The sequence below is a fragment of the Microcoleus sp. CAWBG27 genome (assembly GCF_020883145.1).
Taxonomy (GTDB): domain Bacteria; phylum Cyanobacteriota; class Cyanobacteriia; order Cyanobacteriales; family Microcoleaceae; genus Microcoleus.
In genome coordinates, this window is the sequence record NZ_JAHREU010000012.1 from 49109 (window position 1) to 70881 (window position 21773).

The window sequence follows — 21773 nt, forward strand, 5'->3', positions numbered from 1 at the left end:
CTTCAGTCCTCTCCATCTGTGGTTCGTAGTAAGGACTTCAGTCCTCTCCATCTGTGGTTCGTAGTAAGGACTTCAGTCCTCTCCATCTGTGGTTCGTAGTAAGGACTTCAGTCCTCTCCATCTGTGGTTCGTAGTAAGGACTTCAGTCCTCTCCATCTGTGGAGAATTTAATTCAAGAAGGACTAAAGTCCTCACTACAAACCTGATTTATAATGAGTCATTAACCGGGAATTAATATCAGCCATTAAACAAACCAAATATCTCGCGGCAAAAGTGTTTGAGCTTTTCGGCTGATTCCGCAGCGGGCTCAGTTTCACCCACAAAACCCCAATTTTCCACGGTAGAAAAGCGCCACTGTTGACCAGTATGATCGTAACCTGCCGCCTCAACCCCGATCGCCCGCCGAGATCCTTCGACCGGATCTTGGTAAAATCGGATTTGGATCAAGATACTGCGGCTTTGCAACAAGCGACTTCTACCGGGAAAATGGAAGCCAATATCGATCGACTCAGGATCGACAAGTTCTCTGGTATCATGGTCATTCATCCAAGGTTTCAAATCGACTTTCACATCCGGAAATTCCGACTTAAATAAATTAACAACCGCAGCAATTTTGCTAGCTAATTCTATATTTCTGGCTTGTTCGGCAGCGTTCACTCGAAATACTCCTATCAAATACAGTTATTACACATTTAGTTAACAATGTAACTGCATATTACCTGCTTTAAACGGTAAACTGTGGACTATTTGATAGATTACAGTTCGCGATTGCACGGCTGGCCAGAAACCGGGTTTTTTTACGAAAAGACGTATTACAGCCGACAATTCAGGTAAAAACCCGGTTTCTTTGGTATTCATGCGTCCAATCTGCTAAATTTTCCCAGGTTGAATGAATTTTAGTCGATCGGCACTGCGATCGCAAATTCCGTACCTGCGGCCAACACAGATATGCCCTATGTAGTGGCGATGCGTCACAATCCTTTGTTGAAAGCGACTCACTGTGCGATTATTGGGTCGTGGCTGGCGTGAAAATGCAGGTGATTGGTGCGAGTCATGCGGAAATTGGTACATTTGCCTTTTGGGATTTTAAAATCCCAAAAACCTTTCGATCCAACTTATTTGCTCGCTACCCCTTGACTTTTCAAGACAGGAACTACAGTATTTTGGGATGTTTATTGAACACCAATAAACTTGTGAGTTTGCAAAGACAACCTGTAACTCGGATGCTGTTTCAATAACTCCAAAATCATCGGAATTGCCCGCTCGCGCTTTTCCCACTCCGGCTGCAAATATACAGGAATATTCACATTATCAGCCAAATATTTTGTGTAAAAATCAACTTCTTCGCCAGTGCTAACCACCAACTTAATTTCATTAGCTCTCGTCCAGAAACGCTCTTGCACCGGATAGTGAGGATTGACGTGTTCTTTAGGAGAAAGAGTAATCCAAGCCAGTGGCGAAATATCCTGCCAGTAAGCGCCCGAAGTTTCAATATTCACCTGTTTGTCAGTTGCTAACAAAGCTCGCACTAACTCCGGCAAATTCTGGTGAATAAAAGGTTCGCCACCACTAATGACAACCCTCGGAGACTGCAATTGATCTAGCAATTGTGCGATCGACTGTGGCACCGATGGCAAACCTTTGCCACCATTTCCGTAGCCTGTATCGCACCAAGGACACCGCACAGGACAACCAGCTAATCTGATAAAATCAACTAAAGTCCCCGTCCAGTAACCTTCACCTTGAACCGTACACTGAAAAGTTTCATGAATCGGTAATTTTATTTGTAAATTCGATCCCTGCATTTTACCTCAAACTAATTAATAATACTTGTTATAGCCTTTCTTAGATAGGTGAGGTACGTTGTTGGGCTTCAGCCCTCTTATCTTTATTATGTATTAAGCAACGTCGCATCAAAAAATCCATTTACAGTCATACCTCATCTTTCTGGTAAATCCTATACTACTTTTAGTAAGTGTAATTTGTCATCAGTAATTGATATAGTCCTGGATGCACGGTAGGCAGAAACCGGGTTTTTTATGCAAATACTGTATCGCAGCCTTTAATACAGATAACCACCCGGTTTCGAGGAGTCTTAATGCAGTTCCCAGCCGCTTGAACTATTTAATTCTGTTCTTCAGGTGCCATCATCGTAGCCCAGCGGCGTTTCAGGGCCAAACTCAACCCGTCACCAATGGGAACAACACTGAGTGTTATTCTCGGATCGTTACGCAACTTGTCGTTGAAAGTACGAAGGGCGAGGGTACTTGTGTCTTGTACTTCAGGATCCGCAACTCGTCCAGACCACAGAACGTTGTCAATTACAATTAAACCGCCATTCCGCACCAGTTGGAGCGATCGCTCAAAATAAGCCTCATAATTTTCTTTATCGGCGTCGATGAAGGCAAAATCAAAGGTTCCGGCTTGTCCCTCGGCTATGAGTTTGTCGAGAGTATTTAGTGCTGGGCCCAAATGCAAAGAAATTTTGTTAGCCACACCCGCAGCTTCCCAATACCGTCGCGCGATCGAAGTATATTCCTCGCTGACATCGCAAGCAATAATTTTACCATTAGAAGGCAATGCTAAAGCTACACATAGCGAGCTATAACCAGTAAAAACTCCAATTTCTAAGGTTTTTGTCGCTCCCATAAGCTGCACGAGCATCTCCATAAACTGCCCTTGTTCGGGAGCTATTTGCATCATACCCATAGGATGCTTAGCAGTTTCTTTCCGCAATGAAGCAAGAATATCTGGTTCCCGCAAAGAAATAGATAACAGATAATCGTAAAGTTGATTTTCTAGGCCAAGAGTTGAGTTCGCCATCGGTTTGTCCTTGCTGCTGACTTTTGATTTTACGTGGTATACGTGCAGTTATTGGAAATTGCAGACGGTAGAGTGAATTTTGGCACCTATTTTGCTGTCATTTCTCTCAGGGTAAGAGTATCGCCGTCTCGCTTGCAAGAATCTGGTAACTTGCTCTCACGGGCGATCGACCTCCCAATCAGTTTATCTCAGCTATAGGTGATTTAGTCGCCCAGGAAAAGAAAAGAGAACAAAAGGATGGTTTTGAGATTGCTGCATTCCTTGCGCTGCGTAACACTGTGAGTAATGCCAGCTTAACAAAATAATCTAACAGTCGGCAAGTTGCCAACCGATATACAATTAGTCATTCCTCATCTTAACTCTCCAACTTGTAGGAGCGGGACTTGTTCTGAGCGTAGCCTTTCATGAAGTCGAATAATCTCCAATGTCAAATGGTACAATCTGGGGAGGACATGACTTCATCTTGACAACTAATAGCCAATCAATAATCATTTATAATTTGCGCGAGACTCACACAAATAAAGTTTAATTTAACTCTTGTTGATGGCTTCTTGTCTGTCTATTTTTCAAAAATTAAACAAGCGCGTGGCAATCCTTCTGTCCGGGAGTATTACTAATAGCTAATAATCCGAATAGACAGGGACATTTTTCTAAGTGTCACAGTATATTTATCCACACCTCAACGGCAGCATCTCATTTTTGTAAAAAGCCTTTTTTCTTTGAGTGCTGTCCCCGCTCGCGTGCTTTGTATAGCACGCGAGCGGGGACAGCACTACTACAAAGGCAAAACAGAGATACACCCCACCTCAACCACCTACCCACAATCAAAACAACATTCTCCTCTTGAAGCAGAGCAAGTATTTTGGTGACCAAACCAGGTTTTTGGCAGCCTTTGCCCTGGAATGTTACTAATCACTAACGAACCAGGAGCGCTCTGACAATTTCTTAACTGTCACAGTTGATTGCTCGACACCTAAACAAGTTATCCACAATCAAAATAACATTTCACAAAGGCAATTGGTATGTATTATAATTTTGCAGGTTTCGGTACTGGTACTGGCCTGTTGTTACTGTTAATTTTTGCTATTTTACAATGGCTGCACGTCCCCGCCGGCAGTTTTATAGATTGGGTAATTGCCATTGCTATTTTTGAATGGCTGTTGTTGATAGTTACAGTTCCTTGGAATATCCATTTTGAAGCTAAGGAAGTTTTAGCACAAGGCGCAGAATCTACTAAAAAAAATATTGCTGTCGATTCCGAACAACTAAAATACGTTACTGTATTAGCTAGCCGATCGCTCTGGGTGGCGATCGCCCTTCACCTGGTTAGCGCGATCGCACTTTATGCCCTATCCGCCACCGGCATTAGTGCTGTTGGCTATCTCAGTTCCGGTGCAGCACTGCTTTTAACTATACTGCGTCCGGCTATCCGAGGTTATCAGTATTTAGCCCAGCGGCTGACAACCATCCGCAGCGAATTTTTCCACCCCCGCGAAGATATTCTCGAACTCCGCAACCGCTTTGCAGAATTAGAATCTACAGTCAAAAATTTGACCGATCAATTAAATTCAGACGATGAAACTTCTTGGGCTGCTATCCAAGAGCGGCAGCAACGGGCTACCAGGATAGAATTAACTAATTTAGCCGCATCTCTAGAAAATTTGCGATCGACAAATCAGGCAGAACACACTAAACTGGCAAGAGATGCCGAAAGTGCGATCGCCCAACTCACCGATGACGGACAATTTCTCAACCACGTCCGCGAAATCATCCGCTTCTTCAAAGAATCGTAAGACAGTTGACAGTTGACAGTTGACAGTTGACAGTTGTCAGTTGTCAGTTGTCAGTTGACAGTTGACAGTTGACAGTTGACAGTTGACAGTTGACAGTTGACAGTTGACAGTTGACAGTTGTCATTAGTTATTGGTTATTGGTTATTGGTTATTGGTTATTGGTTATTGGTTATTGGTTATTGGTTATTGGTTATTGGTTATTGGTTATTGGTTATTGGTTATTGGTTATTGGTTAACAGTTAACAGTTAACAGTTAACAGTTAACAGTCAACAGCTAACAATGCCCAATGCCCAATTCCCAATTCCCAATGCCCAATGCCCAATGCCCAATGACCAATTCCCTACCTTTAGATAGATGTCAGAGGCTCGCAAACTGTGAAAGTTTTAATTAAAAGAGAAGTTTATCAGTCTTGAGGAAGACTCAATAAATGTATTTTACATTACAGCAAGTTTCAGGAAACTATAACCAAAGATAGTTAGTGAATGAGTTAGCTTAGGCTTAATATTTAAACATAAGCCAAAGACATTTTTGAAAAAATAACTCAGGAATAAATCATGACTACTAGCAAATCAACACCGACCGACGAACAAATCGAAGCTAATATGGAAGCCCCCCATTATGACAGGGGCATTACTCCTGCTGAGACAGCAGCGCGGCAAGAACGCGAAGGCTCTAACTTCATGCACACAACCACTGAAGCGAAGCAGCAAAGCGCCAAAACCGACGACCAAACCGATGACGAAAGCATTCACACTACTGATGGTTATACAGTAGACAAGGAAGGTCTCGTTAACAATTACGCGATCGAACCCGAAATGTACATCAACGAACCGGGCGATTTGAGAGCAAAAGAGGAAGCCGAAGCCGCAGAACGCGCTCAAATTCTCGCAGAAATCAAAGATAAAAAAGGTGAGGAAGGAAAACTGACCATGGATGAAGACACCCGCGGCAAAGGCCCAGGAATGATCTAGGTTGTCTGGTTGGTAGTTGCGCTTCTGCGGGCGAGGTTTTCAACAGTTGACAGTTGTAGGGGCGGTGCCCCGTGCCCGCCCTCTTCATTTTGATAGTAACCTCTACCTAGAAGGAAAAGGATTGGAATAATGAATAGTCTGATTTTAATTTCTCCCTCAAACGGAGAGGCTTTCAAGCAATTCTTTCTGGTAACTGCAAAGCCAAGAGGCAGGTTTTTCTAGATACGGGAATTGTCGAGCTTTCCGGTAAAACCCGCCTCTATTTTGTTTTCGACTTCTGTTGAGACGATCGCTAATAACTTATGTACGGTCATGCTTCGCCGTCTTCAAAAGTGATATGCACCCAATTAATCAAGCCCTCACATTCTCCCTCAACCAATTAAACTTTGCTTGAGCTAGCGCCAAATTTTCCAGGACGTTCGGATTAATATCCTCCCGATCCAATTCCTCCTGCTCCAATTCTATATTGCGACCGTATTCTATATGTCGGATCGTACCGCGCATCCTGTCTGCCAGACACAGCGAAATTCCATAATAAAATCGGGAAGCAAAACCCATATCGTGTTGAAGTTTTACGACTAGCTGCCTTCGGGGAATTACCAACAAGTGAGTTTCTTCTATTGCCATCACCGTGGCCAAAGGAGGGCGTGCGTCAATGAAAGAAACTTCTCCCACAAGTTCTCCGCTACCTATTTTAGCGAGTTCTTTGCTCTGCTCAGCCTCGATCCAAACGCTCATACTCCCCTTCAAAACAATGTAGAGAGCATCGTGCTGTCTCCCTTCATGGATCAAAATCTCGCCCGGTTCGAGAATTTCTTTTTTCCCTTTTTGAACTATCCAGTCGATATCGTCATTATTTAACTGGCTCAAAATAAAAAGTGCTTTTTTTCTACTGCTGTCGGCCATAACTTTAGCTCCCGATCGCTTATTTATATTAAATTTAGAGGGCGCGCGGTCGCAACTTCTTCCTAAGCAGTCACTCCTCGCTGAATACAGTTTTTTTATCCTGCCTAACTGCTTGGCAAAATCCTATTAGGGCAGACATTCCCAATAACAGATGAACGAGACTGAATGATAATCTCTCAATACTAGCATTCGTTGAACAATCTTTTTTAAATCGAATCGATCGGCATTCCCAAAAATCCTGCTTCATCTCCGTCTTAAAACCAACCCGGTTCTCCCCCACAGCATGGTTGCGGCAGGGGGCGCGGGAGACTAACGCTCCGCGCCCTATCTGGTATATCGCTAAATCGATCGCAAATCAGGATAACCAGCCAACATATCATCAGCAGTCAGAGTGTCCCCGTTAGCTTGAGGAGTCCACAGCACCTCAACCGCCAGCAACTGCTCGCTCGAAACTCCCCCAATTTGGCGCAAAGCTTGGCGCAAATCTTCAGAGTTTTTCACTGTCGGCAATTGCAATTTGCCCTGAGTACCGACAATCACCGTCACTACAATAAACTCACCCGGTTCAGAATTCAAATCAGAACCAACTAGGGCGCCGTTTTCCTGCAAAGCTGGCAGGTTATTGCTGCTCCCTGCTTGCCGGAGCTGGTTGTTATAATTCGAGAGCGTTTCTTCAGTAAACTTACTGCGTTCTGCCAAAGAAAACTGGTTAAATTTAGCTTCGGCTGCTTCCAAGCGAGTTTGCACAGAGTCAGCGCCCGCGTAAACCCAGTATTCAGGATGTCGCAACATCGCCAGAGTAGATTCTTGCAGCACTTGAGCGCGGCCGGCCGCTGTATCGGTATTCGCTTTGCGCGCTAGCGCGTCGAGTTCAGCTTGCAAACCGCGGGCTTCTGCTAGCAAACCAACTTGCAAGCGGGCCACAGATACCGTGGTAGTAGGCGCGCTGTTGCCGAGTTCGTCAGTTGCAGTCCCGGCGCGGCGGAAGCTTTGCACCAGGAAATTCGCGATCGAAATAAAAATCAAAATCGAAAACAGGCCGCCAAATCCGCCTCCAAAGCCAAAAAACGGCAGCAAGAAGGGGAATCCGAAACCGCCACCAAAGCCACCTCCGTAGCCGCCGGGGTAGTAACCCCCTCCAGACGGTGCGTAAGTGCGACTAGGAGACGAGTAACTGCGCGCCGGAGCTCTAAAAGATCCGCCCCCCATCCGTCCTCCGCTGCGAGCAGCCAGAGCTCCGTCAGCGTTACCGAGGGCTAGCGTCAGTACCAGACCGATCGCAAATAGTGATTTCAAAAGCGGTTTGATCTTTGAAATTAGTTGCTTGTACATAAGACCGTTACTATTCGATAACACTTATAATTTACAGTCTATCCTCGCTTATGGGCAGCCCGGTTGCAGGTGTGCAGCGTGCGAGATATCCGTACCAACCCATCCCAGCACCAGTCAGAGAAGGAGAAAGACCAAATAGTAGAGTCGAAAGTCACAATTTTATCTACTGTCCAAAATTCCCTTATTCTCATCCGGCACAAATTCCGTCACCACTTGGCCGCCGGCACCGTCACCTTTGACAACCACAGTTTGATTTTTTAACTCTCCCGCCGCCCTCGGCCCAGTCAAATTAAACACCGGATTTAATTGCTTGTAAACCACATTTCCTTCGGCGTCGAACGTCTGGTTACTTAAATACCACGTTACGCGATCGGTATTTAATTGAGATTCACGTTTCTCCCCGATTCCTACCACATTTCCCGTCAAATAAAAAATCTTTTTATCTAAATCTCCCCGCCCCGTATCCCCCGTCATCGTCACCTTTTCCACGCGGTGAAAAAGCTTGACAGGCCCGGGCGATATCACATATTGAGCCGGAAAATTCCAACTCATCAAACTGCTTTCTATTTGCAGGGGCGGGTCTGATGGCATCAATTGAGCGTTTTGGGTTAGCGTGGCAATTTTGGTTTTTAAGTCTACATCTACCTTGTCGGCAAAACCGCTGTCTGTTACTTTTTTATCTTTATATCTGTCAAGTTGAGTCGGTTGGTCGCTGTGTACCTTTTGTTGCTCCACAAACCAAACTAAATGTTCGGTTCGCAATTGCAAAACTGGATCTTTAACATTCGCCACCACAGATCCGAATAACTCCATCCTCTTAGCCCTGCTGAAAACCCGCGCTTCCTTCGCTGAAGCACTCACCTGTTTGTTCTGTCCAGTCAAATTATTGCGAATAACTAAAACATCTTCCTTCGGGCGCCACTCCAACTCATTTCCTCTCAATACCACGCCGTTTTTCAGATCGGTAGCGACTATGTTACCTTTGAGAAAAACCTGATTTCCTTCCTGAAATACCTGCCCGGTTTCTCCCTGAATATCATAAATTTCTTTGCCGTCCTGAAACAATTTGCCCACAGGTTTCTGAACGTTAACTATTTTTTGGTCTTTGCTGTAAACGGCGTTTTTCGAGTTTACTTTCCAGAACGTCTCACCCTTTTCGTTTGCTTGTTCTAGGGTTACTTTGTTCAAAGTTAAAGTGCTATTTGACTGCTGAGCTGTTTTGATATCCTCAGCTAATTTGTTCTTTTGAGTCTCTTGGGGAGCCGCACAAGCATTAATCCCCAAAATCAGTGCTGCTAACAATAGCGACATTAATTTTGGGGATTGGAAATTGGTAATTTGGGATTTGAGATTAATCATTGGTAATCGATAATTGGGCATTGGGCATTGGGAAGAAGGCCAAACAGGGCATTGGGCATTGATAATTGGTAATTGGGCAAACAGGGCATTGATAATTGGTAATTGGTAATTGGCTAATTAAAAACACTAATCAAAAATCTGTCATACTTGAGCTAAATTTTTAACTTCTAATTTTCAATTATTCAACCCATTCCCTATTCCCCATTCCCAATTCCCCATTCCCCATTCCCTATTCCCCATTCCCCATTCCCCATTCCCCATTCCCCATTCCCCATTCCCCATTCCCCATTCCCTATCTGTCGTCGTGTTCGTCCATCAAGCTCAAACCCGACAACGGGCGGTAGGCATAATTAGGACGCGAAGTTTTTTGGATGTCGTCCTTAATCATTTCCAAATCGATATAGCGATCGGCTACATTGATTAAACTGTCACTGGTCATCGATCGCAAACTCACCACCTCCACCCGCACGCCGCGATAGCTCACAGCATCCACAGCATAGGCCAAATCACCGTCGCCGCTCACCAAAACAGCCGTGTCGTAGGAACCCACCAACGCCATCATATCTACAGCGATTTCTACATCCAAATTCGCCTTCTTAGAACCGTCGGGTAACTGTACCAAATCCTTAGAAATCACCCGATAGCCGTTGCGGCGCATCCACAGCAAAAACCCCTGCTGTTTCTCGTTAGTGCGATCGACACCCGTGTAGAAAAAAGAGCGCAACAGCCGCGATCCCGCAGTTAAACGACACAATAGCTTAGTGTAATCAATCTCAATTCCCAATTGTAAAGCCGCGTAAAAAAGATTAGATCCGTCAATAAAAATTGCCACTCGACCGCGATTTTCCAGAACCTGTTCCGGCGTAAAAAGGTCGTTGCTTTCTATTCTATTCAACATGATTGTTATGCCTCAAATTTTATGAAAGATTGGTAAGGAAATTAAGTGCTAATTCATAATCTGTCATAGCACCCCGATCGCTAGCTGCCGACTATGACGCTACTGTTTCCAGTAGTTCCAGCCGCTTAAACACTGGTTGGGGTTCCCCCAGAGTTTGGTTTGCAGGCAAAGCGCCCCAGGTAGCATGAGCTACAAAAGTCGCTAAACTGTTAACTGCAACACGATCGTTAAAGTCAATTGAAAAACCTAGCTGCTGATAGATAGCGTTGCTGATATTTGGAATAATCGGCGATAAAAGGTAAGATGCTAGTCTAACAGATTCCAGAACAGAATATAGCACTTCTTGGAGACTTTCGAGCTGTCCTTGCTTGTACAAAGTCCAAGGTGCTTGTACGTCAATAAACTTGTTACCGGCTCGAACTAATGCAAGCACAGCTTCGCAAGCCTTGCTAAAAGCTAACTCTTCGTAAAAACCCGCCACTCGATCGCCCAAATCCAGGCTCATACCCTTGAGAAGGTTGTCGCCGGAAATACTTTCCCCAGACACATTTGGCACGCAGCCACCGCAATATTTGCGAGCCATGTTTAAAGTCCGGTTAAGCAAATTTCCCAGATCGTTTGCTAGCTCAGCATTCAATATATTGATAAACCGAGTTTCGTTAAAATCGCCGTCTTCTCCGAACTCAATTTCTTTGAGGAAATAGTAACGAACTGCATCAGCGCCGTATTTATTGACCAATTCGACCGGGTTTAAAGTATTTCCCTCCGTTTTTCCCATTTTTTTGCCGTCTTTGGTCAAAAAACCGTGAGCGAAGACGCGGCCAGGTACGGACATACCGGCGGACATCAGCATTGCCGGCCAATAAACTGCGTGGAAGCGGAGAATATCTTTGCCGATCAAGTGCAGGTCAATCGGCCACCATTTAGATAAAGCATTCTCTAACAATGGGTCGCTGTCCGGATCGAGCAGAGCCGTGATGTATCCCAGCAAAGCGTCAAACCAGACGTAAATGGTGTGGCCCGGATCAACTGGTATTGGCAGGCCCCATTCCAGATTCACCCGAGAAATCGAAAAGTCTTGGAGTCCAGAGTTGACGAAGCTGAGCACTTCGTTACGCCGACTTTCCGGCGCGATAAAGTCGGGACGTTCTGCGTACAATGCCAGCAGTTGGTCTTGATAGCGCGACAGGCGAAAAAAGTAATTTTCTTCGTCGCGCCACTCCACTTCTTTGCTGGTGTGGACGGAACAGCGATTTCCGGGGAGCAAATCGCGTTCATCTTTGAATTCTTCGCAGGAGACGCAGTACCAGCCTTGTTGCTGGTTCAAGTAGATATCGCCGGAGTTCCAGACGCGCTGGAAAAATTCTTTGACAATGTACTCGTGGCGTCGCGAAGTTGTGCGGATAAAGCGATCGTACTGGATAGAGAGTTGCTCCCACAGCGCCTCAAACCCGGGAACTACTAAATCGCAGTGAGCTTGGGGCGATCGTCCCAAACTGCTTGCCGTGCGCTGAATTTTCTGCCCGTGTTCGTCGGTTCCGGTAACCAGCAACACTGATTTGCCCCGCAGCCGCTCAAATCGGGCTAGGGCATCGGCTGCCATAGTCGTGTAAGCGCTGCCAACGTGAGGCAAATCATTGACATAATACAGAGGCGTTGTTATGGCAAAGGTATTTTTAGTTATATCGGTCGATTTCATTGAATGGTAAAAGAAAATTCCCTAAATTTAATTTCGATCTTAACTCAGCGCTTCAATCTTTTCTGGAGTGGCAATCAAGCCAAAATTGCTGCAACTTGTGGGCAATTGTTTAACCCGGGCTATTCCCCAAAGAAATATAGCTTTCCTCTCAAGACTAATCTTTTTTAGATCTTTTTGACGAAGTCTCTAAAATGTCTTAAGATTTTGATATTTTGCTGCCTTGGGGCCCCATAAAAGTGCAGATCCCGGGTCTTCAATTCATTTCTCGCAGGCACTATCCCGGAGTGCGGGGGATCGCCGACTGGATTTGCAGCAAAACTCCTCGAAACGCCTGCTGAAAGCAACCGAGCGACTGGCACTCCCCCAGCGCTGCCTGTAAATGGGCGATCGGGGCTCACTCGCTATGTCAAATCCGATCGCCCGCAACTCCTGCCAGTTTCCGAGCCACTCCTAGACGCAGCAATCGGGTTGTTTGCGAAAATCTCTAGTGAAGCGCGATGCTTTGGTTGCTTGACCCAGCAAGAGCCGGAAACCAAATGTTTATTGACAAAAAAAATGTTTTTTTTAATGTTGCCACTACATCCGGCAAACAAAATTAAACCCCAAGCTAGTTAGGCTTGGGGCTATCTAAATTATGGTCTATATAACAATATATTATCCTTCCGGAAAATTCACTCGATTTCCGCCAATAGCTTCGGACAAATAATCCGCCGCAGCTTCCACCACCGCGATCGCATTTTCGTAAACCATCCGCGTCGGCCCCAAAACCCCAACACTACCCACCGGCATCGATCCCCGGCGGTAAGTCGAAGAAATCAGAGTACAGCCGCGAATTGGTTCTAACGAATTTTCTGAACCAATACGCACCGTTACCCGTTTCCCAGGCGAGTCCAAATCAGGCGATTCAAAAATCAAAGGCCAAAGCAGTTCCTGTTCTTGTTCGAGCAGTTGCACCAGGGTTTGAACTTGCTGCAACTGCGAAAACTCTGGCAAGCGCAGCGCTTCTGCCAAACCGCCGATCAGAATCCGCGTGTAGGCTGGATTGCTTTGACGGCTGCTCAATGCAGCCAGCATGGTTTCCATCCACTCCGCGTACAGTTCAAAGTCCCGGTCTAACTCGCTCCAGTCTACAGCGGAGAGTTCCGAGAGCGATCGTCCCCGTAACTTGCTGTTCAAAAAATTGGACAAAATCTGCAATTCGCGATCGACAATTTCAACATCCGGCCAATTACCTTCTGCGCCCTTCGGCAACTGTACTAACACCGAGTGAGTTTCGTAGGCATCCGTCACCACGATCAGCATCACCTTACCCGCCTCTAGCTGCACCAGTTGCAAGTGTCGCAAGCAAGCCATATTGGTTTGCGGTATGGTAATCATGGCAATATAGCCGCTGATCGTTGCCAGAATTTTAGCAGCGCCGCGGAGTGCCCCATCCATGCGACCATCCGACCAATTGAGTTGATCCAGTACCTGTTCCACCTTACGGGCAAGCGTATCAGACGGCTGAATCAACTGGTCTACATAAATTCTGTAGCCGGAGTCAGAGGGGACTCGTCCGGCAGAAGTGTGGGGCTGATAGAGCAGTCCAGCTTTTTCAAGAGTCCCCATCGCATTGCGAATGGTAGCTGGGCTGACGCTGAGGTTGTATTCGTCAACCAAAGCTTTTGAGCCAACGGGTTCCGCTGTTGCTATGTAGTGGCGAACCGTTGCCCAAAGGATGTGTTGTTGCCGATCGGTGAGGTTAACGCGCACAAATAATATTTAAGCAGAGTAAGAATTTAGAGTTGAAAGCCATTGAAAACCTTTGTCCGAAAAGGGCGATCGGGCAGAGTTCTTTACTTAAGATAACAGATTTAGGCGAAGGAAGAAGTCAGTGGTTATTGGTTATTGGTTATTGGTTATTCGTTATTCGTTATTCGTTATTGGTTATTGGTTATTCGTTATTCGTTATTCGTTATTCGTTATTGGTTGCCAATAACCTCCCATGCCCGATGCCCGATGCTTTTAGGCCCGATGCCCGATGCCCGATGCCCTCTTTGCCCCATGCCCCATGCCCCATGCCCCCATGCCCCCATGCCCTGTTTGGCCGATGCCCCATGCCCCCATGCCCGATGCCCTGTTTGGCCGATGCCCTCTAATCATGTTCTTTCAGAATATTTTGCAGGTAACTAGCCACTGCATCTGGCTGTTCCACCATTGCCAAATGGCCGCAATCGGGAAGCTGAAGTACATTTTCGCCACAACCTTGGAACATCCAGTGAAAGCTAGCCAAATGCAGCACGTATTTTGGTTCCATAATTTTGTCTTTAGTGCCGGCAATAAAATACACAGGCTGCTTGAGTCGGGACACTATTTGTGGCAACAGGTGAATCTCGGCTTCTGTGGTGGATTCCAACAAAGCCCCCAAAGCTGCATCTGGATGGGCTGCCACGAAATCTCTCAAGCGCTGCCGTCCCCACGAGCGCCCGATCGAGCGATCGACAGAATCGCGGGCAAACACCAAATCTGCTAGTGGCAAATGAGGCAGCCAGCGGGGACGCATTTTTACTAGCTGTGTGCCGACGGCTCGAAATCGCTCGAATTCTTCCTTTAGATAGATGCCGCCGCCTGCATTAATACAGATAACACCTTTAATACGATCGCACAATTGGCTGGCTCCCCAAAGAGCGATCGTACCGCCGAGAGAGTGTCCCACCAGCCAAGCACTAGAAATATCCAGTTTTTTGAGTAAAATTTCCAAATCGCGAGCGTAGGCTGCGGGAGTGTAGGAACTTAGCGATTCTCCTCGCTCGCGACTATCATCGCCGTCGGATTGAGAATCGCCAAACCCTCGCAAATCGTAAGTCAGGCACTGATAGCTGGGTGCCAAGCGATCTGTCAGAGGTTGCCAGTAGCGGCGGCTTAACAGCCAGCCGTGGACAAATACCAGAACCGGGGAAGTTGGAGTGGGAGCCGTCAAATCGCAAGCGTGCCGAACCCCTAGGATGTCGATGGTTGCCATAATTTTATCCTATCGCGAAATCAACACAGAGGGATCGGCTGTTACTGGAGGGCGATCGGCTCAGTTTAACTTTCTCTGGATGAATATCAGGTTTTGAGCAAAAACCCAGTTTCTGAACGCAAGAGAAATGCAAGTCGGAAGCAGAAATCACAAAGAAGTAATAAAATCAAGGGTTTCAGGAATTAAGAACGTCCTTAAGCTCGATCTGATAGCTCCAAACGTTGTTGTGAGAAACCGGCTTTCACCAGCGTCAGGCGCTATTCCTAAAACCGCTCGCCCAACAATCTTTGTCGCACCCCCTCAGCGATTTTCTGCCCCAGATACTCAGGAATCAAACTTTCATTGGGGCCCAACAAATAGAGAATCAAGCGAGTTCGCCCCCGCCAAACCAATAAATTTGCATTTACCACCAACAAATCCTCTTGCCAGATAGCATACATAACTTTGTAAAAAAGTCCAGGCTGGTTGTCTGCTTCAATCAGCAAAGCCGGCAAGTGGAAAACCGGATCGACGTAAAATTCAGTAGCCACATCCTCTAAACCCGCGTCTAAATTAAATTCCACAGCCAACATCTCTTCCACCTCAAAATGCCCCGCCAAGGCCTCTCGAACCGCCCTACAGACGTTTTCTGCGGTTTTATCTGCCAGTACCTTGCCACCGCGAGATACCACCAATTTGATAAATACCAGCATCGGCGGGTAAATTTGACCGTAGAGACTGAGACTGTGAATCGTGAGCCCGTAGGCAGCCAGCACACCGAAAATGTCGCTCAGTAGAAAAGACTGATTCCGGTAAGCAAAATGCAGGGCACTTTTGTTACCTTCGGCTCTAATTTCGATGACTGCTTGCCGAGTTTTGTAAAGTTGGTAAGCTAATTTGAGGTTTTGCAGTTGGATTTCGCTGCTGACAAATTGCTCGTAAAACTGTGGAAACGCTCGGTTAAAGCGCTTGAGAAGTTCTAGTGTAGATGGTTTTAAACCCGAAGCCATAATTGAGGGGAAGGTGCGGGAGATATACTAGGTATTGACTGATACATTTACTCGACACTTGCCCGGCTATTAGCGGACAAAGTAACGAGAGCACTATCACCCTCATAGGAGATAGAGGCGGTATCCCGCAAAGCTTTCAGTAATATACCAAAAGCGCCATTGTAATCTCGTGGGATTGAACAGCCACATTCAGGACAAGTAAACACTTTAGAACCACCTAGCTTTTGATGTACGTGACCGCAATGGGTACAAGTTTTAGACGTGTATTCTTCAGTGACATCAATCACATTGACATTTCTAACATTTGCCTGATGTTTGATGGTTTGTTTGAATCTGTAATGCGCCCATGTCAACATGGCTCGCTTCAGTTTTTGAACGAATCTTTCTTCGTGCTTTGGCGACCATTTGGGAAGACTCAAAAGTCGGAAGAAATATGACTCTATAGTTGCTAGTTAAATAGCAAGCGGTTTGTTTTTGGCATTCGTCTACTAAATTACGAATGCGTATTCTCATACGGTGAGCCGCTTGTCTCATCCGTTTTCGGCGCTGTTTCGTAGCTTGAGACATTCGGCTCATTAGGTTATCTAGGTGTTGACAGAGACGAGCTATTCGACCCATGTCACCACCTCCAAACTCAAGGAATTTATTGCCATCAAACCCGGTTGTCCCGTAATGTCCGGCAAATTTGTTATTTAGTTAGTCCTCCCATGCCTTATGGCAATGGGATTTTCGATTTGACGATTCGACTTAAATTTCGCCCGCCTCCTCACTAACAACAAAAATCAAATCTGTCTGGGAATATCTAACTAGAATGTCACGGTTGTGCCATTCCATTAGCATTTTCCACCAAGTATATGAGTTCCGACGCGATCGGCGGTACTCAAAAGAAGCAATTCCTAAAATGCCTCTGTCCTGGTTGGGCAACAAATTTTACCTTAACACTGGGTTGTCCTGGCACAGGCTAGGAGAACAGTTCTACCAAACTTGACGAGAAGCAAAAAAGCACAGAGTCAATATTGGACGACAAATCCCTGTTTTCGGCGTAAGATGAGTGTACCGTAAACTGTTCCTCAAGAGGCTACCCGCAGTTCATCCCACGCCGATCGGAGTGGGTTTATCTATCGGGTTCTCTTTCACATCGTCCAACTTCTACTACCTTAACCGCGCCTGCATGGGTTTTTGGAAAAACTTATTTAGTAGTTCTGAGTCTGCCTCTGTACCCCAAACAGCGGAATTTGAGGAAGATGTGGCTCTTGGGTTAGGCGATCCGCTTTCCCCAATGTTTCGCAAACCCGCCAGCGGCAACGCTCGCATCTTTTTTAGTTGCGATCGGGACATTGACCTCTACGAACTCGAAGAACTTTGTAATGCAGTGGGTTGGTCCCGCCGTCCCCTGCGTAAAGTCAAAAAAGCTATTGTGCACAGCTTCCTAGTCGTCTCTATGTGGGAGATACGGGGCAGCCAGCGACGGCTGGTCGGTTTCGCCAGAGCGACTTCAGACCATGCTTTTAATGCCACCCTTTGGGATGTGGTAGTTCATCCTGATTACCAGGGTAAAGGCATGGGCAAGGCACTGATGAAATACATCATTAAAAAACTCCGCAGTGAAGACATCAGCAACATTACCTTATTTGCTGACCCTCAGGTGGTGGATTTTTACCGAAATTTGGGCTTTATGTCCGATCCAGAGGGCATTAAAGGTATGTTTTGGTATCCAGATTAGCTCGCCCGGTGGAGGTCAGCGTTGATTTGTTGAATAAATGCAATATTCAAGCTGCCAAACACCTCACAAGCCTGTGGGCTGCGGTCAGTTACGCTTTTATGTATCCCCGCAGCTTGTCAAGCCCCACAACCTTAAAAAAACTTCGACGTAGCTGCATCGAAAGCTAAAATAAAAAAAAAGCTTGACAAGCAGGTGGTTTTCTGCGTTAATGGTTAAGAGATAGCCAATACACCGGGATGTAGCGCAGCTTGGTAGCGCGCCTGCTTTGGGAGCAGGATGTCGCAGGTTCAAATCCTGTCATCCCGATCGCACAATTTTAAATAATAGATTCAAGCACAAGCTGCGGCTGAGGTTTGCACTTGTTCAAAATGCCAACCGATTGAGGTAGTTTTTGCCGATCGTGTCAAGGAGCCAGTCTTTGCGTTAATGTGTTTCAGAATCGCTCGGGAGTGGAAAAACATGAAATCATTAGTTCGTTTAGGCGCAATATTGGGGATTGTGGGCTGCACTCTGCTCGGCCCCTCGCCCATTGCCAACAAGATGTCTGCACTCGCATTGCCAGTGCCACAAGTTGTAGAAAAGCTACGCCCGGTGCCGGTATTTACGATTACAGACGGTCAGGGTGCGTTCTTCATCGCTTCTGTTCCCAAGCAAGGTCAGGGTCAAACTGGTAATGCTTCGGTAGCCAGAATTTTCATCAGCCAGAAAGATGCTCAAGCTTTTGTCGATCAACTGAAAACGGCAAATTCTCAATTGGCGGCGTCGGCGCGCGTGACACCCGTGTCACTGGGAGAAATTTATCGGTTGGCTCAAGAAAATAAAGGCAAGCCGGATCAGGTGCTGTTTGCTTTTATTCCGGCAGCGCAGCAGGTACAGTCGGCGAAAACTGTACTTCAGCAGACTGGGCAACAAGTTAACGAGTTAAACGGTGTACCTCTGTTTGTGGCGAGAGGTGGCCCGGAAAATGGTTATTTGACGATTCAGCGGGGCGGTAAAGAAGAGCTTCCTCTGTTTTTTAATAAGGAGGACTTGCAGGAAATGGTCGAGCGTTTTAAGCAGCAGCAGCCGAACGTGACTGCCACAATCAAGATTGAGGTAGTGAACTTGGAGAGGATTTTGGAAGCTTTGGGTACTGAAAATGACCCGTCTTTGAGCCAAATGATTTTAATTCCGTCGCGGGAATCGGTAGAATATGTGCGATCGCGCCAACCGGCTGGTACTGGAAACCAAAATCCACAGGCGACTCCATCTCCAGCTCCAGCTCGACCGGCGGCATCTCCAGCTCCAGCTCGACCGGCTCCAGCCCCAGCTCGACCGGCTCGCTAATAGTCATTAGTTATTGGTCATTGGTCATTGGTTAGTAGTTACAGACAGGATTTACCCAAAAATTGGTTTCACGTGCTAGTTATAGCGGTAAGGTGCGCTGTAGATGGAACAGTACATAATTAGGTTTTGCGTTCGGGACTAAGTTGGTAGGTTGGATTTTTGGATGTATAGACTCAACCTACTATTTATCAATTCTCAATGACCATTTCTCAATTCTCAATAACCAATTCTCAATGACCAATTCTCAATGACCAATGCCCTGTTTGGCCAATGACCAATGACCAATTCCCAAAAAGTTTTATGTTTGTTTCCGGTTTAGAGCTTTGGCGGTGGGTGAATCAAGCTAAGATTGATGCGATCGCCTCTGAGATTCCCCAAGTAGAACTCGACTGGCTGCTGCAAGAGCTGGCAGGTTTGGATAAGTTGGCTCTGCGTTTGGAGTCGTTTAAAGATTTGCCAAAAATTCAATTAAAGTTGTCTGTATCAGAACTCGATCGACTTTGGCAGCGACGGTTGCAGGAACGGGTGCCGGTGCAGTATTTAACGGGAGTTGCACATTGGCGGGATTTTTCGCTGAAAGTAACGCCGGCGGTGCTAATTCCTCGTCCTGAAACGGAATTGCTGATCGATTTGGCTGTGGATGCTCTCAAAAGCCATTCAGTGAATCCAACATCGGATTGGGTGGATTTGGGAACCGGCAGCGGGGCGATCGCGATCGGCTTGGCTTGTGCGTTGAAAAATACTACGATTCATGCAGTAGATTGCAGTTCGGAAGCTTTGGCAGTGGCTCGACTGAATGCTGAAAATTTAGGCTTTGGATCGCGAATTAATTTTTATCAAGGTTTGTGGTGGGAACCGCTAGAATTTCTCAAGGGTAAAGTTAGCGGCATGGTCTCTAACCCGCCTTACATTCCCAGCAGCACGGTGCTGACTCTGCAACCGGAAGTTTTGAAGCACGAACCTCACCTGGCCTTAGATGGCGGTTTTGATGGCTTAGATTGCATCCGGCATTTGGTAGAAACGGCTCCGGATTATTTAGAATCTGGGGGAGTTTGGTTGGTTGAGATGATGGCGGGACAAGAAACGGCGGTGGCTGATATGCTGCAAAGTCACGGGAGTTATTGCGATGTTCAAATATTTGCGGATTTAGCAGGAATCGATCGCTTTGCTTTAGCCTATCGTCTTTAGATTCCCAAAATATACTGAAAATCTAAAACCTAAAATCTACAATCTACAATCGGATGACTCAAGTTTCGATAAATACTCTAGTTCAAGGAGCAATTTCAGGAGAGCGTATTGTCAGCTTTCCCACTGATACTGTACCCGCTTTGGCGACCCGACCCGATCGCGCGGAGTTGATTTTTGCAGCTAAAGGGCGCCGTCAAGACAAACCGCTGATTTTGATGGCTGCATCGGCGGAGGCTTTGTGGCCTTACGTGCAGGGGAGTCCAGGAGAGTTCAATTTGTGGCAGCAAGTGGCTGCATCCTATTGGCCTGGGGCGTTAACTTTGGTGCTGCCGGCTTCGCCACTGGTGCCGGCTGCTATGAATGCGATCGATCGCACTACGATCGGAATACGAGTGCCTAATTTTCCCCTTGCACTCCAGATTTTAGGGCAGACAGGCCCTTTGGCTACTACCAGCGCTAATTTATCGGGCCAAGCGCCTCGGTTGTCGGTGGCAGAAATTGAGGCGCAGTTTCCCGAAGTCTTGACATTAGTTGCTACTGAATTAGCAACAGCGCCAACCGCGCCGACGGCTTCGAGTTTGCCTTCGACTGTGGCTAAATGGACTGGTGGCGGTTGGGAAATATTGCGACAAGGCGCGATCGAGCTAGAATGCTAAAAGCTAAACTCCTAGGCAAAGTAATATGGCGCCGATCGGCTGGAGCGACTTGATATATTTAGGTATGGGACTCGGACTGGGTTTCGGAAGCAGTTTGATTTGGCGCAGGCAGCAAAAAAGCTCGCAACAGCCAGAACCTGCTCCCTATGTGCCTCCTACTCCTCAAGAAAATGATTTAGAGAAGTTTGATGCCCTTTCCGATCAACTGAAGCAAACTCAATTGGCTTATCAGATGGCATCGGAGATGAGTCTATTTAAGGCGGGCTTTTTGGCTCGAACTTCTCACGAGTTGCGATCGCCCCTCAGCACTATGATTGGTACGCTGCAATTAATTCTGTCGGATTTGTGCGACGATCCTGCTGAGGAACGAGAGTTTGTCGAACAAGCTCACGGTGCAGCACTCAAGCTGGTGAAATTGATAGATGAAATTATCTCTGTTGCTAAAACTGAACACGGCACTGACAAGATGGATGTTGAGCCGATTCAGTTAGCTAAGGTTTTTGATGAAATTGATGATTTAACTTACTTACAAGCTGCTAATCGCAGCATTCGTTTGGAGATATTACCGCCCGATCCGGGGATTTATGTATTGGCAGATTTGCCGAGATTTAGGCAAGTTTTAGTCAATTTGATAGATACTGCTATTGCTCAGATGGAGGAGGGAAGTATTTCTGTTTCTGCACATTCTTCGCCGGAATCTGGATGCGTTCATATTTGGGTGGACGATCAGCGCTCGGTTAGTGCTTGGAGCGAATCTTGGGATTTGCTGAAGCACGATTTGGAGTCGGATGCTACTAAGAGCAGCGATAATTCTCACGTCTCTTCTGGCATGAGGTTGTTGATGAATCAGACACTTTTAACTTTGATGAAGGGAAAGTTGGAAGTTTTGGCTGTGCCTTCTGAGTCGGAAGAGTCCAATTTTAACCGCACTCAGTGTTCTATTCCTTTGGCAAGTTTGTGAAGAAGGAAGTGCGGCAACGGATTTGGTAGCGGATGTAACGGATTAAATAAAGGGATTTAATGGAGGTCGGGAAGAGGGAAGAGTTAAACAGTTGACAGTTGACAGTTGACCTGTGACAGCGAAGTGATAAGAACGGAGATTTAAACT

21 protein-coding genes and 1 tRNA gene are annotated in these 21773 nt (G+C 46.4%); 9 read left to right on the forward strand and 13 right to left on the reverse strand.

What is annotated here, in order from left to right; genetic code table 11:
• Positions 1–237: 237 nt before the first annotated feature.
• The 3 genes from QZ938_RS09470 to QZ938_RS09480 all read right to left on the reverse strand — a co-directional run bounded on the left by QZ938_RS09470 (position 238) and on the right by QZ938_RS09480 (position 2823).
• Positions 238–657: a hypothetical protein gene (locus tag QZ938_RS09470; protein WP_293152002.1), complete on the reverse strand. Its 420-nt coding sequence runs from the start codon at positions 655–657 to the stop codon at positions 238–240.
• A 515-nt stretch (positions 658–1172) separates the two neighbouring features.
• Positions 1173–1805 carry a 7-carboxy-7-deazaguanine synthase QueE gene (locus tag QZ938_RS09475; protein WP_293152005.1) on the reverse strand — a complete coding sequence of 211 codons (633 nt, stop codon included), beginning with the start codon at positions 1803–1805 and terminating at the stop codon, positions 1173–1175.
• A gap of 319 nt (positions 1806–2124) precedes the next feature.
• A complete protein-coding gene (locus QZ938_RS09480) occupies positions 2125–2823 on the reverse strand; it encodes a class I SAM-dependent methyltransferase (protein ID WP_293152008.1) in 699 nt (232 codons plus the stop codon).
• Positions 2824–2865: 42 nt separating this feature from the next.
• On the opposite strand from QZ938_RS09480, the gene QZ938_RS09485 reads away from it, so the two are divergent.
• The 3 genes from QZ938_RS09485 (at position 2866) to QZ938_RS09495 (ending at position 5588) form a co-directional block, all read left to right on the forward strand.
• A complete protein-coding gene (locus QZ938_RS09485; protein ID WP_293152011.1) occupies positions 2866–3021 on the forward strand; it encodes a hypothetical protein in 156 nt (51 codons plus the stop codon).
• Positions 3022–3845: 824 nt separating this feature from the next.
• Complete coding sequence (locus QZ938_RS09490; protein WP_293350958.1) at positions 3846–4616, forward strand: hypothetical protein; 771 nt, start codon at positions 3846–3848, stop codon at positions 4614–4616.
• Positions 4617–5171: 555 nt separating this feature from the next.
• Complete coding sequence (locus QZ938_RS09495) at positions 5172–5588, forward strand: hypothetical protein (RefSeq protein ID WP_293152017.1); 417 nt, start codon at positions 5172–5174, stop codon at positions 5586–5588.
• Between the two features lie 351 nt (positions 5589–5939).
• Here QZ938_RS09495 and QZ938_RS09500 read toward each other — a convergent pair whose 3' ends face one another.
• The 10 genes from QZ938_RS09500 to QZ938_RS09550 form a co-directional block, all read right to left on the reverse strand.
• Positions 5940–6494 carry a cyclic nucleotide-binding domain-containing protein gene (locus QZ938_RS09500; protein ID WP_293152020.1) on the reverse strand — a complete coding sequence of 185 codons (555 nt, stop codon included), beginning with the start codon at positions 6492–6494 and terminating at the stop codon, positions 5940–5942.
• Positions 6495–6833: 339 nt separating this feature from the next.
• The gene (locus QZ938_RS09505) at positions 6834–7826 is read right to left on the reverse strand and encodes a DUF1517 domain-containing protein (RefSeq protein ID WP_293152022.1); all 993 of its coding nucleotides are present in this window, start codon (positions 7824–7826) and stop codon (positions 6834–6836) included.
• A 159-nt stretch (positions 7827–7985) separates the two neighbouring features.
• The gene (gene lptC / locus QZ938_RS09510) at positions 7986–9206 is read right to left on the reverse strand and encodes an LPS export ABC transporter periplasmic protein LptC (RefSeq protein ID WP_293350961.1); all 1221 of its coding nucleotides are present in this window, start codon (positions 9204–9206) and stop codon (positions 7986–7988) included.
• A gap of 271 nt (positions 9207–9477) precedes the next feature.
• Positions 9478–10083 carry an NYN domain-containing protein gene (locus QZ938_RS09515; protein WP_096831201.1) on the reverse strand — a complete coding sequence of 202 codons (606 nt, stop codon included), beginning with the start codon at positions 10081–10083 and terminating at the stop codon, positions 9478–9480.
• Positions 10084–10174: 91 nt separating this feature from the next.
• Positions 10175–11782: a methionine--tRNA ligase gene (metG, locus tag QZ938_RS09520; RefSeq protein ID WP_293152027.1), complete on the reverse strand. Its 1608-nt coding sequence runs from the start codon at positions 11780–11782 to the stop codon at positions 10175–10177.
• Between the two features lie 654 nt (positions 11783–12436).
• Positions 12437–13534, reverse strand: coding sequence for a heat-inducible transcriptional repressor HrcA (hrcA, locus tag QZ938_RS09525; RefSeq protein ID WP_293152031.1), 1098 nt, complete (start codon positions 13532–13534; stop codon positions 12437–12439).
• Between the two features lie 382 nt (positions 13535–13916).
• Positions 13917–14783, reverse strand: coding sequence for an alpha/beta hydrolase (locus QZ938_RS09535; protein WP_293152035.1), 867 nt, complete (start codon positions 14781–14783; stop codon positions 13917–13919).
• 263 nt (positions 14784–15046) lie between these two features.
• A complete protein-coding gene (locus tag QZ938_RS09540; protein WP_006631881.1) occupies positions 15047–15772 on the reverse strand; it encodes a hypothetical protein in 726 nt (241 codons plus the stop codon).
• Positions 15773–15819: 47 nt separating this feature from the next.
• Positions 15820–16128 (reverse strand): zinc ribbon domain-containing protein, encoded by a 309-nt coding sequence (locus tag QZ938_RS09545; protein ID WP_293350967.1) that lies wholly within the window; start codon positions 16126–16128, stop codon positions 15820–15822.
• Between the two features lie 391 nt (positions 16129–16519).
• Entirely contained in the window at positions 16520–16696 is a 177-nt protein-coding gene (locus QZ938_RS09550) for a hypothetical protein (RefSeq protein ID WP_293152041.1), read from the reverse strand.
• Between the two features lie 247 nt (positions 16697–16943).
• On the opposite strand from QZ938_RS09550, the gene QZ938_RS09555 reads away from it, so the two are divergent.
• The 6 genes from QZ938_RS09555 to QZ938_RS09580 all read left to right on the forward strand — a co-directional run bounded on the left by QZ938_RS09555 (position 16944) and on the right by QZ938_RS09580 (position 21626).
• Complete coding sequence (locus QZ938_RS09555; RefSeq protein ID WP_293152075.1) at positions 16944–17495, forward strand: GNAT family N-acetyltransferase; 552 nt, start codon at positions 16944–16946, stop codon at positions 17493–17495.
• A 232-nt stretch (positions 17496–17727) separates the two neighbouring features.
• Positions 17728–17801, forward strand: a tRNA-Pro gene (locus tag QZ938_RS09560).
• Between the two features lie 153 nt (positions 17802–17954).
• On the forward strand, positions 17955–18821 hold the full coding sequence (locus QZ938_RS09565; RefSeq protein ID WP_293350970.1) for a Tic22 family protein: 867 nt from the start codon (positions 17955–17957) through the stop codon (positions 18819–18821).
• 270 nt (positions 18822–19091) lie between these two features.
• A complete protein-coding gene (gene prmC, locus QZ938_RS09570) occupies positions 19092–20009 on the forward strand; it encodes a peptide chain release factor N(5)-glutamine methyltransferase (RefSeq protein ID WP_293365469.1) in 918 nt (305 codons plus the stop codon).
• A 53-nt stretch (positions 20010–20062) separates the two neighbouring features.
• Positions 20063–20665: an L-threonylcarbamoyladenylate synthase gene (locus tag QZ938_RS09575; protein ID WP_293350985.1), complete on the forward strand. Its 603-nt coding sequence runs from the start codon at positions 20063–20065 to the stop codon at positions 20663–20665.
• Positions 20666–20690: 25 nt separating this feature from the next.
• The gene (locus tag QZ938_RS09580; RefSeq protein ID WP_293152054.1) at positions 20691–21626 is read left to right on the forward strand and encodes a HAMP domain-containing sensor histidine kinase; all 936 of its coding nucleotides are present in this window, start codon (positions 20691–20693) and stop codon (positions 21624–21626) included.
• Positions 21627–21773 lie beyond the last annotated feature (147 nt).

Excerpts from the sequence above, each read along its gene's own strand:
- QZ938_RS09545 (WP_293350967.1), bottom strand. The coding sequence starts at position 16,128 with ATGTTGACATGGGCGCATTACAGATTCAAACAAACCATCAAACATCAG.
- QZ938_RS09580 (WP_293152054.1), top strand. The coding sequence starts at position 20,691 with ATGGCGCCGATCGGCTGGAGCGACTTGATATATTTAGGTATGGGACTC.
- QZ938_RS09505 (WP_293152022.1), bottom strand. The coding sequence starts at position 7,826 with ATGTACAAGCAACTAATTTCAAAGATCAAACCGCTTTTGAAATCACTA.
- QZ938_RS09480 (WP_293152008.1), bottom strand. The coding sequence starts at position 2,823 with ATGGCGAACTCAACTCTTGGCCTAGAAAATCAACTTTACGATTATCTG.
- QZ938_RS09565 (WP_293350970.1), top strand. The coding sequence starts at position 17,955 with ATGAAATCATTAGTTCGTTTAGGCGCAATATTGGGGATTGTGGGCTGC.
- QZ938_RS09475 (WP_293152005.1), bottom strand. The coding sequence starts at position 1,805 with ATGCAGGGATCGAATTTACAAATAAAATTACCGATTCATGAAACTTTT.
- QZ938_RS09515 (WP_096831201.1), bottom strand. The coding sequence starts at position 10,083 with ATGTTGAATAGAATAGAAAGCAACGACCTTTTTACGCCGGAACAGGTT.
- QZ938_RS09540 (WP_006631881.1), bottom strand. The coding sequence starts at position 15,772 with ATGGCTTCGGGTTTAAAACCATCTACACTAGAACTTCTCAAGCGCTTT.
- prmC (WP_293365469.1), top strand. The coding sequence starts at position 19,092 with ATGACCAATGACCAATTCCCAAAAAGTTTTATGTTTGTTTCCGGTTTA.
- QZ938_RS09575 (WP_293350985.1), top strand. The coding sequence starts at position 20,063 with ATGACTCAAGTTTCGATAAATACTCTAGTTCAAGGAGCAATTTCAGGA.
- QZ938_RS09535 (WP_293152035.1), bottom strand. The coding sequence starts at position 14,783 with ATGGCAACCATCGACATCCTAGGGGTTCGGCACGCTTGCGATTTGACG.
- metG (WP_293152027.1), bottom strand. The coding sequence starts at position 11,782 with ATGAAATCGACCGATATAACTAAAAATACCTTTGCCATAACAACGCCT.
- lptC (WP_293350961.1), bottom strand. The coding sequence starts at position 9,206 with ATGCCCAATTATCGATTACCAATGATTAATCTCAAATCCCAAATTACC.
- QZ938_RS09500 (WP_293152020.1), bottom strand. The coding sequence starts at position 6,494 with ATGGCCGACAGCAGTAGAAAAAAAGCACTTTTTATTTTGAGCCAGTTA.
- QZ938_RS09490 (WP_293350958.1), top strand. The coding sequence starts at position 3,846 with ATGTATTATAATTTTGCAGGTTTCGGTACTGGTACTGGCCTGTTGTTA.
- QZ938_RS09555 (WP_293152075.1), top strand. The coding sequence starts at position 16,944 with ATGGGTTTTTGGAAAAACTTATTTAGTAGTTCTGAGTCTGCCTCTGTA.
- QZ938_RS09495 (WP_293152017.1), top strand. The coding sequence starts at position 5,172 with ATGACTACTAGCAAATCAACACCGACCGACGAACAAATCGAAGCTAAT.